Origin of the sequence: uncultured Boseongicola sp. (assembly GCF_937988555.1) — a bacterium.
Classification (GTDB): domain Bacteria; phylum Pseudomonadota; class Alphaproteobacteria; order Rhodobacterales; family Rhodobacteraceae; genus Boseongicola.
Map to the genome: position 1 here is coordinate 1 of NZ_CALJXO010000098.1, position 16,751 is coordinate 16,751.

A 16,751-nucleotide genomic window follows, 5' to 3' on the forward strand; every position below is an offset into this window, starting at 1 on the left:
CAGGGGACGACAAACCTCCATCGCGGCAACACCAACACGCGCGGTCAATGCCCCATTCACAAGCCCCTCGCCAAACCGACGTGACAGCTTTGAAATGAGATGGCCACCACCGATCGAGCCCAAAAGATCATCACCAACCGCCACTGCACCCGTCGCCACCAAATGCGTAATCACCGCACGGGTCAGTCGCCAGGCGCCCAAAGCGCCCGAGCGGCCACCGTAGATCTCAGCAATGCGCCGGATCATCCGCACATTCGCCGTCAGCGCAGCGATCACATCAGCAAACGCCAGCGGAACAAGGGCCGTCACCGTCGCGACCTGACGCGCCGCCACTTCAACTTCACGGCGCGCGCGGTCGTCCAAAGGCTTCAAAAGCGTGTCTTCCGCCAAACCAAGAAGCGTATCCGCATCCATAGCCTCCGCCTCGGCTTCAGCCAGCCTTTCGCGCCCCCAGCGCATATCATCCCGCCCGGCATAAAGCGCTGACAGCTTCTTCGTCAGAGCCCGAGCGCCACCAAGATCGTTGGCGGCCGCCACACGGTCCGCTTCGACATGCAGCGATTCAATCTTTTGAAGACGCGCCAAAGCCGCCCATTCGCGAACGAGGATCGCAAGGCAGACAGCCACGAACAGGCCCAGAAGACCCGTTGCTGCCCAGCCCAAATATGGATTGCGTGAAATCAACCCCGTCACCGCGTCCCAGGCTGCGACAGACCCGAAAAAGACCACAACAGCCCCCAGGAGCTGCCAGAACCAGCGCGCCAACCGAGATGGACCTCTTGCTGTCAGCGCCGCCATGGTCTGCATTGCCTGCCCCGTTGGTGCGGCCTCCGGCTCGGAAATCGGAGGCGCGTCCGCCGGGCTTGGCCCTGTATCCTCCAATTCAATCAAAACCGGCCCATTGCGCTCACTCATAGCCGATCTCCAAGCAAAAACTGCGCCGCCCGGTCCAGCCGTATATGCGGCGGACCATCTCCCGGTCGCAACTCCAACGGTTGTGGCGCAAAACGCATCACTTCGTAATCGGCCTCCAGCCAGGCCTCCGCACCCTGTCGCGCCGGGTTCAGCAAGCGCGACGGATCATCCGGCAAACGCCCCGGGTAAAACGCAGCGCGCTTGCCAGACGCCGCCAACGTCCCGCGAACCACATCCAAGGCGCGTCCGCCCTGCTCGATGCGATCCTCCGTCGTGGTGCGAAGTGCCGCCATCGACATCGCCGTCGTCTCGGCCCCCGCAAAGTCCGCACGCGACCTCGCATCCTGCAACAAGGCATCGGTAATCGCAGTAAGCTGCGCATGTTGACTGTGGTGCAAATGATCTGCTTTCGTTGCTGCAAAAAGGATTTTTTCAACCCGTTGCCCAAGGAAGATCTGGCTTAGGAACGCATTTCGTCCAGGGCGAAAAGCTCCCAGAATATCCGACATCGCTTGCCGCAAATCCTCCACCGCCCGCGGGCCCGCATGGATCGCCCCAAGCACATCGACCAGCACGACCTGCCGCCCGATCCGCGAGAAATGATCGCGAAAGAACGGCTTTACGACCTCCCGCTTATACGCCTCGAACCGCCGCGAAAACTCGCGCCCCATCGTGCCCCGCCCGAAATCACCCTCGGGCAACGGCGCGAACGTCAAAACTGGCGAGCCTCGCAAATCGCCCGGCAGCAAGAACCGCCCCGGCGTACAATCAGAATACCCCGCCTCGCGCGCCGCCTGCAGATAGGACGTAAACACCTCGGCCAGCGACTTTGCCGCCACCTCGTCAAGCTTTGCGGTTGGATCTGCACTGGAAAGCGCTGCCCGATAGACGTCCGCCTCGCGGCGTCCTTCAATCCGGGCCAGCGTCTCCCGCGACCAAGTGGCATAATCCTTGTCCAACAGCCCAAGGTCCAGAAGCCACTCACCAGGATAATCCACAATATCCAGATGAATGGTTTTCGGGCCTGTCACGCCGCCCAAAAGCCCACTCGGCTGCACCCGAAACGACAAGCGCAATTCGCTGATGCCGCTCGTGCCTTCGGGCCATCGCGGCTCGACGCCGGTCATCGCCGCCAAATGCGCCTCGTAGTCAAACCTTGGCACCGTATCGTCCGGCTGTGGCTGCAGCCATGCCGTCTTTATCCGCCCATCGGCTGCCGCCCGCAATGCGGGCATGCGACCCCGTGCAATCAGATTGGCAACCAGCGAGGTTATAAAAACGGTTTTTCCCGCACGGCTAAGCCCCGTCACCCCTAAACGAATGACCGGCTCGAAAAATGCCTCGCTTACAGTGTTTACCGTGGTCTCAACGCCACGCGTCAGCCCGTCCGCTATATCGCCGATGATCACAGTTATTCCTTCCGTTCCCGTCCCAAGATAGGAACCCACGCGCCGATAGACCAGATGCGGCTTAAGAATTGCGCTCGGACGCGTCAAACGCTAACCCGCTGACATGCCGCGTTTTGCTTTCAAGATTGAATACAACGGACGGCCTTTTTCAGGCTGGCAACGTCAGACCGACCACCCGTCGGTTCAGGGCGCTTTCGAATCCGCCCTTGCCCGGTTGGACCAGACCGCCCCGTTGGTTTCCGCGGCAGGCCGCACTGATGCAGGGGTCCACGCCTTTGGACAGGTTGCCCACGCGGATATGGCCAGTGATTGGGACCCGTTTCGCCTTTCCGAGGCGCTGAACTTCCATCTGAAACCCGCCCCCATTGCAGTCATCGGCTGTGCAAAAGTTGCTGACGACTGGCATGCGCGATTCTCTGCAATCGAACGCAACTACATCTACCGTCTCATCAATCGTCGCGCGCCTTTGGTGCACGAAGCTGGTCTTGCTTGGCGCGTTCAAAGACCACTTGACTTGGCGGCAATGCGCGACGGTGCTGCTTATCTCATTGGCACCCACGACTTCACGACGTTCCGCTCAACCAATTGCCAGGCCAAAAGCCCGCTCAAAACGCTTGATCAGATTACAATCACTGAAGCCGCCAATCGCTGTGGACCAGAAATCACCATCGCGGTCCGTGCCCGTAGCTTCCTGCACAATCAGGTCCGCTCGATTGTTGGCACGCTGGAACAGGTTGGAAGTGGCAACAGAATGCCAGTGGACGTCAAAGCCGCCTTAGAATCAAGGGATCGCGCGGCCTGCGGACCTGTCGCGCCGCCGGACGGACTTTATCTGTCCCGGGTCAGATATGATCCCGAAATCTTCAGCTAAATCTGCCGCAATGTAACAAATGCGCCTCATTTGCGGCCCATTCTGCACAAAAAGCGCGCCTGAAAAGACCCTTGTCAGGTCCTTAATCCGCCGCGAATCCCTGTCATTAAATGCCTATAGATACATCGGAGACGACTAATGAGTGACCTACTTACCTTCTCGAATGAAGCCATCGCCCTCAGCGGCCTGACGTGCCTCGTTGTGCGCGAAATCATCCTTGCGGCAATCCCAAGCAACAGCCCGGCAGCCAACGCCTAATCCGCAGGCACGCCGAACGTCAGGTTGGCCCAAAGGCTTTCCCAGACAACGCCGCGCTGATTTGCCATCTTGGCCGAAGGTTCGCGCAAAACGACAGCGTCCAGCATATAGCGCGCACCCGCTTTGACAGGCACCCTCGCAACACCATTGCGATTGGTGCGCACGGTAAAGACCGACAGATAACCCCTAGCTGAACGCTCGTAGACCTCGACCTGCTCGTTCGCACGCGGATCGCCCTGATAAAGAACTCTCACATCGATCCCATCGCTCATATTGCCCGTGTATGGGTTCTCCAAAGCAACAATCTCGGTCTCAAGACCTGCTACAATATCAGCGCCTTGCGCCGATCCAATGCCGACCAAAGACTTGGCATAGCGAGAATAGACCTCCTGCACACCCTCTTGCGAAAGACCGCGCGCTTTATGCGCCTCCAAAACCCATGCCGCATCTTTGTGTTTAACAAAGGCCTCAAACCGCGCGAAATCGTCCCACGTAAGCGTCAGATCATCGGTTTCATGGATAATGACCATCAGACCGTCGCCGGGTGCGTCCATGCGAAGCGCGGGCCGGTCGCCGAGACGGCCCTTAACCGGAGCAATCCTGCCCGCGATCGCATAATCGAACCGTCGGAAGTTCTGCGGTAGATAGGCCAGCGAATTGCCCTTAAAGTCCTGTCCGACGCGCAGGGTAGCGACCACATCATCTGAGGTCGAAATAAGATGCTCATCCGGGGCAATCCAAAATTCGTGGGCCTTGGCGGCAAACGACATACATGTCAAAGAAAGGGCAAAGAGGAGGGTTCGAAACATGTTACTTTTCCAAGTTAAGACTCTGATGCTTAGGGTGGCCCTGCTTGCGCTGGTGTCAACCCTCTTCGTGGTCACAACTGCGCGTGCCCACGAAGTGCAGCCAACAATTGCCGACTTGACCTTGAACGCGGGCGACGTAGAAGTCGTTCTTGATTGGGTTTTGGAAGCGCCGATAGCCGGACTGGATCTTGACGGTGTCGAAGATACCAACGCCGCAGTTGGTGCTGAAGACTACGACGCACTGCGTGCACTTGATGCCGCGTCCCTTGAAACTGCGTTCCGCGAAGCCTGGCCGTCTATCGCCCAAGGCCTGTCATTGCGCGCCGGAGACGAGGCGCTTGCCCTTGAAATAATCGGCCTCACAATCCCCGAGGTCGGCAACGTCGAGCTTGCCCGAAACGCGCAAGTGACGCTTTCCGCCCCGCTACCAGAGGGTGATAGCGCGGTGGTGATGACCTGGGCCTCAGAATACGGGCCACTTGTTGTGCGCCAGCAGGGCATTGAAAATGGCTATACTGCCTATTTGATAGCAGGCGGCGAAACCGACCCAATTCCACGCATAGGCGCAGATGATCAAACCGGCGGGCAAGCCTTCGTCGACTACATCAACGTCGGCTTTGACCACATCATTCCGCTTGGTCTCGACCATATCCTTTTTGTGCTTGGACTGTTCTTCCTGTCGCTCAAAATGCGTCCACTTTTGTGGCAAATCTCGGCATTCACACTGGCACACACCGTCACGCTGGCGCTTGGATCAACCGGGATCATCCGGATCTCGCCCGAGATCGTCGAACCGCTTATCGCGGCATCCATCGTCTATGTCGGTATTGAAAACGTACTGTCACGCGGCCTGACCCCATGGCGTCCCTTCGTCGTGTTCGGTTTCGGCCTTTTGCACGGCCTCGGCTTTGCAAGCGTCCTCAGCGATTTTGGCCTTGGCCGAGCGCATTTCGTGCCGAAGCTTATCGGCTTCAATGTCGGTGTTGAAATTGGACAACTCGCGGTGATCGCAACAACTTTTGTTGCGCTTGGCATCCTGTTTGGACGTCATGCCTGGTGGCGTCTGAGGATCGCAACCCCGGTCTCCATCGCGATCGCGTTGATCGCGACGTTCTGGGTCTTTGAGCGGACTGGCCTGCTGGATCCCGAAGGCACTTTCGCTCCGTTTGCCGCGCTGACCGAAGGCGGGTTCCCGCCAATATGGATCCTTATTTTCGTCGCGGCCCTGACCGGCGCCCTTACAGTCGCGGTGCTTGCAGCCTCCGGGCTGGACGGGCTCCGTGATGCAGCCGGGATCGTCACCTCGTTTGTTGCCTTCCTTGGTGTTGTGGCAACGTTCGCCTCCGGCGCATGGGTGCTAACAGCGGTCGTCATGGCGATTTGGATCCTTGCGCTTCGCCTGCAATCGCTTGGCGGACCAGACGCCAAGGCGGTCACATGACCCGCCCAGTCGCGCTGGTCACAGGGGCCGCCCGAGGCATCGGCCTTGCCACCACAAAGCTATTCCTCGACGAGGACTGGCAAGTCGCGATGATCGATATCGACGGGCCAGAACTGCAACGTGCAGCGGACCCGCTTGAAAACGTGCGTGCGGTCGAAGGCGACGTTTCTGATCCGGACGCGGTTGCGTGGATGATCGCACAGGTCACGACACAACTCGGCGGCATAAACGCCTTGGTCAACAACGCCGGTGTCGCCGATTTCGGCCCGATGGAAGAGACGACCTTCGCGCGGTGGAAGCGGGTAATGGCCAACAATCTGGACGGCCCGTTCCTGATGACACAGGCCGCTACACCTGCCCTGAAGGTCTCAAAAGGTGCGATCGTCAACATCGCGTCGATATCCGGCCTGCGCGCCTCGACGCTGCGTATAGCCTACGGCACCTCAAAGGCGGCGGTGATCCAACTTACCCTTCAACACGCTGTCGAACTTGGCGAATACGGCGTGCGCGCCAATTGCGTGGCCCCTGGCCCGGTGCGCACCAGACTTGCGATGGCCGTCCATAGCCCCGAGATCATTGCCGCCTACCACGATGCGCTGCCCCTCAACCGGTACGGCTCGGAAAGCGAGATCGCCGAAGCTATCGTCTTCCTGTGCTCGGACCGCGCAAGCTTCATCACCGGACAGGTTCTTGCCGCCGATGGCGGGTTTGAAGCCACCGGCATTGGACTGCCAGCCCTGCGCAAATAGCCGCGCAGCGACTGAAAAAGCGCTACGGCCTTTTTTATCAACCCCGAATCGGGGCATGATGGAGTGTCCGGTGCAGGTGCATCGGGCCAAGTGGGATAGTGACATGAGTAAGCGTTCAGACCCAAATTCGGGCCGTAAGACAACCGGGAGCGCGCCAAAGCCTGTGCGTCAAATGACCGTCTATGACCGGCTTGAAGACGCGCGCAGACGTCGCCAGGTCCTTTTGGCAAAAGGCGAGGGACCTGCCCCGAGACCGATCCCGAGCCTCAAAGCCTCAAACGAAACGCCGCCCCCTCCAATACGGCAAAGCGCGCCGGCTTCTGAGACGATCATAAAGCCTGACCTGGTGCCAGTTGTTGACATTGAGGCCGCGCCACGCCCTATCGCAACTCCAATTGTTAACCCGCCACCAGCCCAAGAGCCAAAGCGCCGTCGTGGTGGGTATTGGATAGGGCTTTTTCAGGCAATGGGAGCAATTGCATTGATTGCGGTTCTAATTGGCATCTTTGGTCCGCGTGGCGAGCTGCCAGAGGCTCCTGCGACCGCCGCAACTGCGCTGGCGCCGAAACCGGTCATAAGCGAACCTGTCACCAGCCAAGCGCCAATCGAAGTCGCAAAACCCACCGCCGTGATCCCGGCGGTCCAAAGCATTGATCCTGAAGTGCTACCGTCTCCCAAGCCGGGATCACTCGACATCATAATTGCCCCGTTGAGCAATCCAACGGTGGTCGCCCGTGTCGCCGCTGTGCAACCGCAAAGGCCAGACGGTCCGCCGACAGCGTTTGATGCCTTTCCCCCCTTCGAGCGTCTCTCCCCACCTGTCATCTTGGGCACAACGCCGCCCGCGCGACAAATCGCACAAGTCACAGAAATCGCTGTTGAGCAGCCCACTCCGTCATTGCTTGGCGACACAAAAAACGTCGTTCTTCTCGTCCCGACGTTCGTCCCGCAGTCGGAAGCTGAAAGCGCCATCAAGATTGCCGCCGCTCTTGGTATCCCCGTTGATCAGACACGCCGCGCAAGCGTTTCTATCAGTCGGACAAATATCCGGTATTTCCACGAAGACGATGCGGCGGCGGCCACTGTGCTGGCCGAAGGGCTTGGTGGCCTGGCGCGCGACTTCACCACTTTCACGCCCTCGCCCAGTCTCGGTGTGATCGAGATTTGGATAGAAGGCCGCGGCGGTAGCGCGACTGCAAATGAGGGTTCGGCCACGGCCCGTGGCCTGGAAGCCGACCTTCGAGAGTTAAGGAACAGCATCCAGCGCGCGCTGAACATCGCGACCGGAAACTAGCCCGCGATCAAACCCACTTGGCGAGCGGCGGCAAACTCATCAAAACTGCATTCGCGTCATGCCCGGTTTCTAACCCGAACTTGGTGCCCCGGTCATAGACCAGATTGTATTCCGCATAGAGGCCCCGATGCACAAGCTGGGTTTGCTTGTCCGCGTCGCTCCACACCATATTGCGACGCCGTTCGACCAACGGAAGATAGGCGCGCAAAAACGCCCGCCCGACATCCTGCGTGAAGGCGAAATCTTTTTCCCAATCGCCGGTATTGCGATCGTCATAAAATATCCCGCCGACGCCCCGTGCACGTCCGCGATGTGGGACAAAGAAATACTCATCCGCCCATTCTTTTAGGCGCGGATAAATGTCCTCGCCATGCGGATCGCAATGCGCCTTTTGCATTGCGTGGAAATCCGCCGTGTCTTCGTCGTATTCTATGCAAGGGTTCAGATCCGAACCTCCGCCAAACCACCAGGCATGTGGTGTCCAGAACATCCGGGTGTTCATATGGATCGAGGGCACATGCGGGTTCTGCATATGCGCAACAAGGCTGATCCCACTGGCCCAGAAGCGTGGATCATCAGCCATGCCCGGAATGTCCTTTCGCGCCGCCATTGCTGCCTGGGCGCGCGCGCCCAAATGCCCATAGACGCTGGAGACATTCACACCGATTTTCTCGAAAATCCGACCTCCGCGCATCACGCTCATCAGACCACCGCCCGCATCCGATCCGTCATCCGAAGCGCGTTTCGTTTTGGTCACCTCAAACCGGCCCGCTGGCCGATCCGAAAAGGCCCCTTCGGTCTGGCTGTCTTCCAATGCCTCAAAGGCAGTGACAATGCCGTCCCGGAGGTCGCGGAACCACGCACTGGCGCGTGTTTTCTGGCTTTCAAATTGATCTGTCATAGAGCTTTCCAGCGGTTTTTTCGCAGACTGGCACAGGCCACCAGAAAGGCAAAGGGGCTGCGCGCAAGTTTAGTGCGCCGGGGCATCCACCGCATCGACAAGGGACCGCCCGCCGTCAACCGTAAGGATTTGCCCTGTCATAAACCCTGAGCCATTCGAGGCCAGAAACTGCGCCACTTCCGCCAGTTCAGACGGGCCGGCAATGCGGTTGAGCGGCGTGGAATCAATGATTTCATCGCGAAACTCTTCATGCTCGAGTATTGCGCCCTTCAGCGACTCACTCATCACCGACCCAAGGGCAATTGCATTAACCCGAATGCGATGCGGTGCAAGCGCCACTGCCATCGAACGCGTCAATTGATCAACGGCGGCCGAGCTTACTGAATAGGCCAGCAAATTCGGCTGGGTCCGTCGCGCTGCAATCGAAGACAGGTTGATAATCGATCCGGCGGGTCCGTCGCTTTCGTCCTCGTCAGCTTGCTTAATCATTCGTTTGGAAAAAATCTGACACAACCGCAGCGACGTTATGAGGTTCTGGTCCAAAAGCGTTGTGACGGCGTCATCATCGGCGTTCAGCGGATCTGCCGCGATCATCTGACGAGAGCCATTCACCAAAATGTCCACGCGATCAAAGCGATCGATCGTGGCCGACAACAAATTCGCAACGCTCAGTTTCTCGCGCAAATCGCCCGCGAAGTAGCCGGTTGTGCCCTCGTCATCATCCTCGACGGACCCGATCTCGCTGACCAGCCGCTCTTCGTCCATATCCGCGAACATAACGTTCGCGCCCCGCGCCACAAAATGCCGCGCGATGGCCAGACCGACCCCATTTGCGGCTCCGGTGACAACGGCAGTCTTGCCTGCAATGGAAAACGACATGCGTGGCTATCCTTTCGAACGGCGCTTCGGAGATGTGGCATGGAAAAGCTTGAACGATGGCGTTTGGGCAAGTGGGTGAACGTTATGAAAGACGTCCGATAGCACCGTTTCGTACGGCAAATGCCGGTTGGCGACAAGCCACAGCTGGCCTTTGGGTCCCAACATACCCGCCGCTGCGCGAATGAAGTCCTGACCCAATCGGGCATCAACCGCGCGGCCCTGATGAAAGGGTGGGTTCATCACAACATGATCCACCGCAGCCGACGGGCGGAACGTCAAAGCATCAGCCCAATGGAAGGTCGCGCGAACATCAGTGATATTCTCGCGTGCAGCTTCCAAGGCCGCATAATCCGCTTCCACCAGATCGATAGATGTTACACCCTCACGCGCAAGGACCGCATCAGAAAGATAGCCCCAGCCAGCCCCAAGATCGACGACACGGCCCTTCAATTTCGGTGGCAATGCCTCTGCCAATGCGCGGCTTCCGGGGTCAATTCCATCCGCCGAAAAGACGCCAGCGCCAGTGCGAAACCTGCCGTCCACCAGCCCTGGGTCAACCGCCAGCCACTCGGACAAATCTGCAGACTTCACGATGAACAGTTTCCCATGGGCCTTCGAGATCACCTCGCCCACGTCGCCCCGCCGCCGGATATCTTTCAGATAGGAATCGACGCCATCAGTTTTCTGCCCATCGACCACAAGTGGTCCGTCCGTCACAGCGCAAGCCGCCGCTAGGGTCGCACGCGCTTCGGCTTTTGCGCGGGGCAACCGGACCAAGGCGGCGACATAGGGTCCACCGACCTGTGTCGCGACCTCAAACCCCTGATCTATAAAATAAGCGTGGTCCGGGAAATGCCGCTGCACGACCTCAATGCGATCCTTTGGCAAATCAGAAAGGTCATCGCCCCGCAAAGCGCCAATCACAGCGATCCGCCCTTCGGCTGCCCAGTTCAGAGCACCGCTTTCAAGCGCAAGGCGAAGTCGGGATGCATTCATGACCAAACCAAGCGCAAACCGCGCTCTATTCCTTTTCCATAGTACATTGAAGCGGATGCTCATGGCGGTGCGCAAAGTCCATCACTTGCGTAACTTTGGTTTCGGCCACCTCGGCGGAAAACACGCCAACAACAGCGAGCCCCTTTTTGTGGACAGTCAGCATGATTTCAAACGCCTGCGCATGGCTCAAACCGAAAAAGCGCTCAAGCACGTGTACGACAAATTCCATTGGCGTATAGTCGTCATTCAACAGCATCACCTTATAAAGAGGCGGCTTTTCAGTCTTTGGCTTTGTCTCGGTCAGAACCCCGGTGTCGTTGTCACCCGGCTTGTCCGTATCAGCCATCATATGCAATGTGCGAAGAATCACGCAGCCCCATGTTGGTCGTGTCACTAGGCAGTACAATATATGCGAAAGCGACGCGGTGAAAAGGGCATGTCTAAGGGAAAACGGTTAACATGCTGACGACGCTGTGTTTCGATGCCGATGATACGCTCTGGCACAACGAACGTTTCTTCCAGATGACACAGGCCCATTTCGCAACGCTGCTTGCCGACTACATGGAAAGTGACGATCTGGCCGACCGCCTTCTTGCCGCGGAAAAGCGTAATCTGGGCCGCTACGGCTTTGGTATCAAAGGCTTTGTACTGTCGATGATCGAGACTGCGCTTGATGTGACAGACCGCCAGGTGCCCGGCCATGTCATCGCCAAAATTATCGCGGCTGGACACGATATGCTCGCGCACCCAATCGACCTTCTCCCCGGCGTTGCAGACACCCTCGCCAAGCTCGCGCCAAAATACAGGCTGATCGTGATCACCAAGGGCGACCTTCTCGATCAGGAGCGCAAAATCGCCCAGTCCGGGCTCGGTGAGGCGTTCGACGGTGTAGAGATCGTTTCCGACAAGACACGCGACGCCTATATCGACATCTTTGCGCGGCACGAAACCTCGCCAGAGACGACTCTCATGGCCGGTAACTCAATGAAATCGGACGTCTTACCCGCAATCGCAGCGGGGGCTTGGGGCGTCTACATTCCTCACGGGGTAAATTGGAAAATCGAGGCGGCAGATCCCCCCGATGACCAAGAAAAGTACCGCGAAGCGCGTGAATTCACAGAACTGCCCAAAATCATCGCTGCAATTGAACACAGCATGTAGCCGTTCACTCACCGCAATCTACTGCATCTAGTAAAACTGATCTTTCTATAAAAAGACATCGAAAATTCATTATTTTCGGATTGGTTTGAGCGTGCTAGTGTCCTGAAATATCAGGGATCTGGCGAATAAAGATCGGACCCAGAGGCAGTAAAAGGGCAGTATCGTGGCGTATCCGCTTTTCGTCGGAGCCGTATTTCGTGCATTAGTATGCGCATGTCTGATTGCAGTCATGCCATCGACCGTCGTTTCCGCACCCTATGCGGCGATGGTCATTGACGCGCGGTCCGGCAAAGTTCTTCATTCCCGCAACGCGGACACGCGTTTGCATCCGGCATCGCTCACCAAGATGATGACGCTTTACGTGGTGTTTGACGCTATCGAAAAGGGCGAGATCAGCCTTGATAGTCAAATTCTCATTTCGCGAAATGCCGCTGCAGAGCAACCCTCAAAGCTTGGTCTGAAGGCAGGCTCTCGCATCCAGCTGCGCTATTTGATTCGCGCCGCAGCGGTGAAATCAGCCAACGACGCCGCCACCGCCCTTGGCGAAGCAATTTCCGGAAGCGAGGCGGCATTCGCGCGCCGCATGACCCGCATGGCCAAAGCCATGGGGATGAGCAAAACCACTTTTAAGAACGCCCATGGTTTGACCGAATCTGGTCACCTGTCCACGGCCCGCGACATGACATCGCTGGGCCGCCATTTGTTTTACGACTTTCCTGAGTACTACAATCTGTTCTCTCGCAGATCGACCAATGCAGGGATCAAGACCGTCAATAATACCAACCGCCGGCTGCTTGGCGCCTATCGCGGCGCCGATGGGATTAAGACGGGCTACACGCGTGCCGCAGGCTTTAACCTTGTGGCCTCTGCAGAACGCGGCAACGAACGCATTATCGCAACTGTCTTCGGAGGTCGCTCGACCGCATGGCGCAACGCCCGCGTGGCCGAACTTCTTGATATGGGCTTCGACCGTGCGCCCAACAGCGTCGCGGTGCGCAAACCGTCTCGTCCCGTCCTGACCCCCGAGGGTGCATCAGACACGCCGGGACGCGTTATTCGCACATCTGGACTTGTCACGCGAACGCCGCGACCCCGCTTGCGCCCCTTGGAAGCCCCGCCAGAAGAGATGCTCATAGCCTTACAAGACGGCATCACGGACGCCTTGGCAGAAATCGTCCGTGGCGATGCCTCCACGGCAAACCCGACACCGGACATCGTTCCTGCGGCCGCGTCCGAACCGGTGCTGACTGCCAGCCTCGCTGGGTCTCTTGTGGCGGCACCGCGTCCTCGGGCGCGAACCCTCAATGCATTCGCCTCAACCGCCGCGGCACCCACTGACCAGGTCGACGACCAAATCGTCGTCACCCGAATGTCTACCTCGGGCGGGCGCCAATGGGCGATCAACGTCGGACGCTTCACCACTCGACACGAAGCCGAGAAGATGTTGTTACAAACCGCTTTGGTCGAACTGGGAACTCTGGACGAAGCCCTGCGAAAAGTCGTGCGAAGCCAGCAAGGCTTTGAAGCAAACTTCGTGGGTCTGACGGCCCAGACGGCAGAACTTGCTTGCCGTCGATTACTGGCCCAAAACGTAAATTGCCACCCGATGGGCCCCAGTTAAAGCCTAAGCACGCCCCGCATCTGCCGACAGCATCAGAGCATCGACGCCAAGCGTCGCCAAAGCTGCCGTCCACTTCGTATCCTCGTCGTTATTAAAAACGAGCTGAAGCGACGCGTCGCACGTCAGCCAACCGTTTTGCAAAATCTCGTCCTCAACCTGCCCCGGACCCCATCCAGCATAGCCCAGTGCCAAAAGCGCATTCGCCGGACCGGTATCACGCGCCAGATCTTCCAGCACATCCAATGTCGACGTCATCCCAAACTGTTCGGACACCTGAAGCGTCGAAGCTTCGGACGCATAGTCCCCTGAATGCAGCACAAATCCACGGCCGCTTTCCACTGGACCCCCAAAATACACAGGGACATCGCGCAACAACGCAGGCACCTCAATTTCTAACTGTTTGAGTAAATTCGCAAACGAAAGATCTGGCGCCGGCTTATTCACGATCAACCCAAGCGCCCCATCCGCCGAATGTGCGCACAGGAAGATCACACTCTTTTCAAAGCGCGGATCTCCCATTCCCGGCATGGCAATCAGAAGCTTACCTTCAAGTTGGGATGGAATGCTGGCGTCAGTCTGAGACATCCCAAAAGGATGCGGTATCCGGAGAGACGCTTCAAGGGCAGGCATGCCACAATCACAAACGATTACCGGAATGTGATTTCCAAAACTGCCTAAAGCCACTTAACCAATGAACTCATGAAAGCTCTTGTCCTGACTTTGGCCGTTTTGGGCCTTTCCATCCCGGCCCCGGCTGTCGCGGCAGATATTCCCGACGCCCTTGCCCACATTGAGGTCCTGCCCGGTTGGCGTGGCGATGACGGAATACACCGCGCAGCCTTCGCGATCAGCCTGGCGCCCGGCTGGAAGACCTACTGGCGCACACCTGGCGACGCAGGCATTCCTCCTATTTTTGACTGGTCTTCGTCCAAAAACCTCTCTGGGGCGGGCGTATCTTTCCCGGTGCCCGATGTGTTTTATTCGAACGGCATGCGCTCGATCGGCTATGATGGCGGCATGGTTTTGCCCATCGCACTGCGGGCCAGCGACACGACCGCCGATATTCAGCTTTCCGGCCGCATGACCATTGGCGTCTGCCTCGATATTTGCGTGCCAGTAGAACTGACCTTCACAGCACTTCTCGCGGGCACCAATTCCACGCCGACGCCCCAAGTAGCGCGCGCGATGGCCGACCGTCCGATGACAGCGTCAGAGGCAGGCGTCGGATCAGTTAGTTGCGAAATCGAGCCCATCCGCGACGGCATGCGCATTACCGCGATGATGGCTGTTCCTGCGATGGGGGAAAAAGACGTCGCGGTCATTGAATTGCCCGACCAGACTATCTGGGTGTCTGAAGCCACAATGACCCGCAGCGGCAACACTCTTGTCGCCAGCGCTGAAATGGTCCCGCCCAATGCACAGCCGTTCATCTTGTCGCGCAACGACGTACGCATCACCGTGTTCGGCGGCGGTCAGGCGATTGATATTCGCGGCTGCGACTAAGCGCGCACCCGACGGCTAAATCGCAAGGCGGCCAACGCCCAGGCCAGAAATACAATTCCCGCGACGCCCGCCACAAACATCAAGAACGCCAGCGGCAGGGATCGCGCGCCACCAAGAACAGCAGGCATCGCGCCAGTGACAATAACTGCGCCCATGGTCGTGGCGAACCACGCAGAAATACCGGCGCCTACGGCTCCCAAAACTCCCTGCATGCCCGGAGCCCGCCCTGACGCCGCACGCCGCGCTGCGCGGAAAGTTCGCGCGAAATCATGCCCGATCGCCAAGAGCGCAGGCACCACGAGCAAAACCAACACCAGCCCAAATCCCAGACCATAAACAAGCGTTATCACCGTCGGCTTCAAGAATTGTGCTTGGTTTGACGTCTCGTACAGCAACGGCGCAAGACCAAGCACGGTTGTCAGCGTCGTCAGAATAACCGGCCTCAACCGATCCGCCGTGCCGTCAATAATCGCCGGGAACAGCCCGCGCTCTTCGGCGTATTCATCAATCGTTGTGACCAATACGATTGAATCGTTGATCACGATCCCCACCATGCCAATGAGGCCAACCACAGAGAACATCGACAAAGGCACATCCCAGACATAGTGCCCCCATATCGTGCCAACGAGACCGAAGGGAATGATCGCCATGACCACGCCTGGTCGCGACCAGCTGCTGAAGACCCATGCCAGGGTCAGATAGATACCCGCCAGACACAAGATTAGTCCCGTCAAAGCATCGGACAGAAAATTGCTCTCGTCTTCGGCCAACCCTGCCAAGCGTGTCGAGATACCAAAGTCTTCCTGCAACTTCGGCAGCATAACTTCGCGCACTTGCGTCGAAATCTCTTCTGCCCGCGCCGGATCATCCTCGGACAAATCGCCTGTCACAGACACAACGCGAATACCGTTCTCCCGGCGGATCGTGGAAAACCCGGTGCGGCTGTCGACCGTCACAATATCGGCAAGCGGCACGTACACGCCCTCACCGGGTGCGGCACTGCCTGTGCGCACCAAAAGCCGGTCCAGAAAATCGGCCGTCAATTCTCCCGATGGCAGCTCAACCCGGATCGTCGCAGACCTTGGCCCATCCGGGAAACTCGCAGCCTCAACCCCATTCAGTCGGGCCCGCAATATCTGACCCAGATCATCAATTGTCAGTCCCAAAGCCTGCCCTTGCGGCGTCAACTCAAGAACAACCTCTTCTTTGTCGTAAGTGAGGTTGTCCTCCAAAGCCGAGACCTCACCGAATTGCGCCAATTGCGCCTTCAACTCTTCCGCCGCCTCTTTCAGTTCCTCCGACGAGGCCCCGGACAATTCGATATCGATCGCGTCGCCACCGGGTCCGCCACGCCAACCTCGGAAACTGATCGTCTCAAGCATCGGGTGCTGCGGCATTGCCTCCTGCAACTCGGATACGAATGCAAAGCTTGAATACGGCCGCGAATCCGCATCGATCAATTCGATCGCAATCGACCCCAATTGAAAGGACTCCTTGGTCTCCTGTCCTGCAAGGCCGCGACCAGACGTACCCCCTATTTCGGCCAATGCGTATTCGATCGGGTTCGCGCCATGCTTGGTTTCAAACTGCGCGCCGACCTCGTCCACAGTGGCCTGTAGCCGCCGCATCACCTCGAAGGTGTCTTCGCGTGTTGCCCCCGGCAACATCGCGAAATTAGCGGTGACTGATCCCTGTTCAGGCGCATTGAAGAACCGCCACTGTACATCGCCCCGGATGAACAAAACTGCCTGGCTCGCCAGCACCAAAATCGCACCGGCAATCACCGGGTACCGCGCCCAGATCACACCGGCCATCAAGGGGCGAAACAGCTGATCTCGGAAGACACGAAAGCCCTTGTTCACCTGACGTGACGGCCAGTCATACCAATGCTCTTTGGAGGCATGCGCAATAGCGTGCCGCATATGGTTCGGCAAGATCAGGAAA

16 protein-coding genes are annotated in these 16,751 nt (G+C 58.2%); 7 read left to right on the plus strand and 9 right to left on the minus strand.

Annotation, left to right across the window (positions count from 1 at the left end):
- Both Q1B15_RS05395 and Q1B15_RS05400 read right to left on the minus strand, forming a co-directional pair.
- A partial coding sequence (locus tag Q1B15_RS05395; RefSeq protein ID WP_299751265.1) for a TIGR01620 family protein occupies window positions 1-915 on the minus strand: 915 nt, incomplete at its 3' end.
- Window positions 912-2,324, minus strand: coding sequence for a YcjX family protein (locus tag Q1B15_RS05400; RefSeq protein ID WP_299751307.1), 1,413 nt, complete (start codon window positions 2,322-2,324; stop codon window positions 912-914). The genes Q1B15_RS05395 and Q1B15_RS05400, both read right to left, overlap by 4 nt.
- A gap of 103 nt (window positions 2,325-2,427) precedes the next feature.
- On the opposite strand from Q1B15_RS05400, the gene truA reads away from it, so the two are divergent.
- Entirely contained in the window at window positions 2,428-3,195 is a 768-nt protein-coding gene (truA, locus tag Q1B15_RS05405; protein WP_299751268.1) for a tRNA pseudouridine(38-40) synthase TruA, read from the plus strand.
- Between the two features lie 254 nt (window positions 3,196-3,449).
- Here the strand turns inward: truA and Q1B15_RS05410 are convergent, their stop codons facing one another.
- A complete protein-coding gene (locus Q1B15_RS05410; protein ID WP_299751271.1) occupies window positions 3,450-4,262 on the minus strand; it encodes a DUF4198 domain-containing protein in 813 nt (270 codons plus the stop codon).
- Here Q1B15_RS05410 and Q1B15_RS05415 point away from each other — a divergent pair.
- The 3 genes from Q1B15_RS05415 to Q1B15_RS05425 all read left to right on the plus strand — a co-directional run bounded on the left by Q1B15_RS05415 (window position 4,261) and on the right by Q1B15_RS05425 (window position 7,746).
- Complete coding sequence (locus tag Q1B15_RS05415) at window positions 4,261-5,703, plus strand: HupE/UreJ family protein (protein ID WP_299751274.1); 1,443 nt, start codon at window positions 4,261-4,263, stop codon at window positions 5,701-5,703. The two genes, Q1B15_RS05410 and Q1B15_RS05415, sit on opposite strands and share 2 nt — an antisense overlap.
- Window positions 5,700-6,452: an SDR family oxidoreductase gene (locus Q1B15_RS05420; protein WP_299751277.1), complete on the plus strand. Its 753-nt coding sequence runs from the start codon at window positions 5,700-5,702 to the stop codon at window positions 6,450-6,452. The genes Q1B15_RS05415 and Q1B15_RS05420 overlap by 4 nt, the downstream gene beginning before the upstream one ends.
- A 103-nt stretch (window positions 6,453-6,555) precedes the next feature.
- Window positions 6,556-7,746, plus strand: a complete 1,191-nt coding sequence (locus tag Q1B15_RS05425) for a hypothetical protein (protein ID WP_299751280.1) — start codon at window positions 6,556-6,558, stop codon at window positions 7,744-7,746.
- 7 nt (window positions 7,747-7,753) lie between these two features.
- On the opposite strand, the gene hemF is transcribed toward Q1B15_RS05425, so the two are convergent.
- The 4 genes from hemF to clpS form a co-directional block, all read right to left on the minus strand.
- Window positions 7,754-8,647, minus strand: a complete 894-nt coding sequence (gene hemF, locus Q1B15_RS05430; protein WP_299751283.1) for an oxygen-dependent coproporphyrinogen oxidase — start codon at window positions 8,645-8,647, stop codon at window positions 7,754-7,756.
- 69 nt (window positions 8,648-8,716) lie between these two features.
- The gene (locus tag Q1B15_RS05435) at window positions 8,717-9,526 is read right to left on the minus strand and encodes an SDR family oxidoreductase (RefSeq protein WP_299751286.1); all 810 of its coding nucleotides are present in this window, start codon (window positions 9,524-9,526) and stop codon (window positions 8,717-8,719) included.
- 6 nt (window positions 9,527-9,532) lie between these two features.
- The gene (locus tag Q1B15_RS05440; RefSeq protein ID WP_299751289.1) at window positions 9,533-10,522 is read right to left on the minus strand and encodes a class I SAM-dependent methyltransferase; all 990 of its coding nucleotides are present in this window, start codon (window positions 10,520-10,522) and stop codon (window positions 9,533-9,535) included.
- 25 nt (window positions 10,523-10,547) lie between these two features.
- Complete coding sequence (clpS, locus tag Q1B15_RS05445) at window positions 10,548-10,871, minus strand: ATP-dependent Clp protease adapter ClpS (protein ID WP_299751292.1); 324 nt, start codon at window positions 10,869-10,871, stop codon at window positions 10,548-10,550.
- Window positions 10,872-10,981: 110 nt separating this feature from the next.
- Between clpS and Q1B15_RS05450 the strand changes: the two genes are divergently transcribed.
- Window positions 10,982-11,683 carry an HAD family hydrolase gene (locus Q1B15_RS05450; RefSeq protein WP_299751295.1) on the plus strand — a complete coding sequence of 234 codons (702 nt, stop codon included), beginning with the start codon at window positions 10,982-10,984 and terminating at the stop codon, window positions 11,681-11,683.
- Window positions 11,684-11,912: 229 nt separating this feature from the next.
- A complete protein-coding gene (locus tag Q1B15_RS05455) occupies window positions 11,913-13,304 on the plus strand; it encodes a serine hydrolase (protein WP_299751310.1) in 1,392 nt (463 codons plus the stop codon).
- 3 nt (window positions 13,305-13,307) lie between these two features.
- On the opposite strand, the gene Q1B15_RS05460 is transcribed toward Q1B15_RS05455, so the two are convergent.
- Complete coding sequence (locus Q1B15_RS05460) at window positions 13,308-13,889, minus strand: YqgE/AlgH family protein (protein WP_299751298.1); 582 nt, start codon at window positions 13,887-13,889, stop codon at window positions 13,308-13,310.
- Between the two features lie 114 nt (window positions 13,890-14,003).
- On the opposite strand from Q1B15_RS05460, the gene Q1B15_RS05465 reads away from it, so the two are divergent.
- On the plus strand, window positions 14,004-14,807 hold the full coding sequence (locus Q1B15_RS05465; RefSeq protein ID WP_299751301.1) for a protein-disulfide reductase DsbD domain-containing protein: 804 nt from the start codon (window positions 14,004-14,006) through the stop codon (window positions 14,805-14,807).
- Here Q1B15_RS05465 and Q1B15_RS05470 read toward each other — a convergent pair.
- A partial coding sequence (locus tag Q1B15_RS05470) for an efflux RND transporter permease subunit (RefSeq protein WP_299751304.1) occupies window positions 14,804-16,751 on the minus strand: 1,948 nt, incomplete at its 5' end. The genes Q1B15_RS05465 and Q1B15_RS05470 overlap by 4 nt on opposite strands.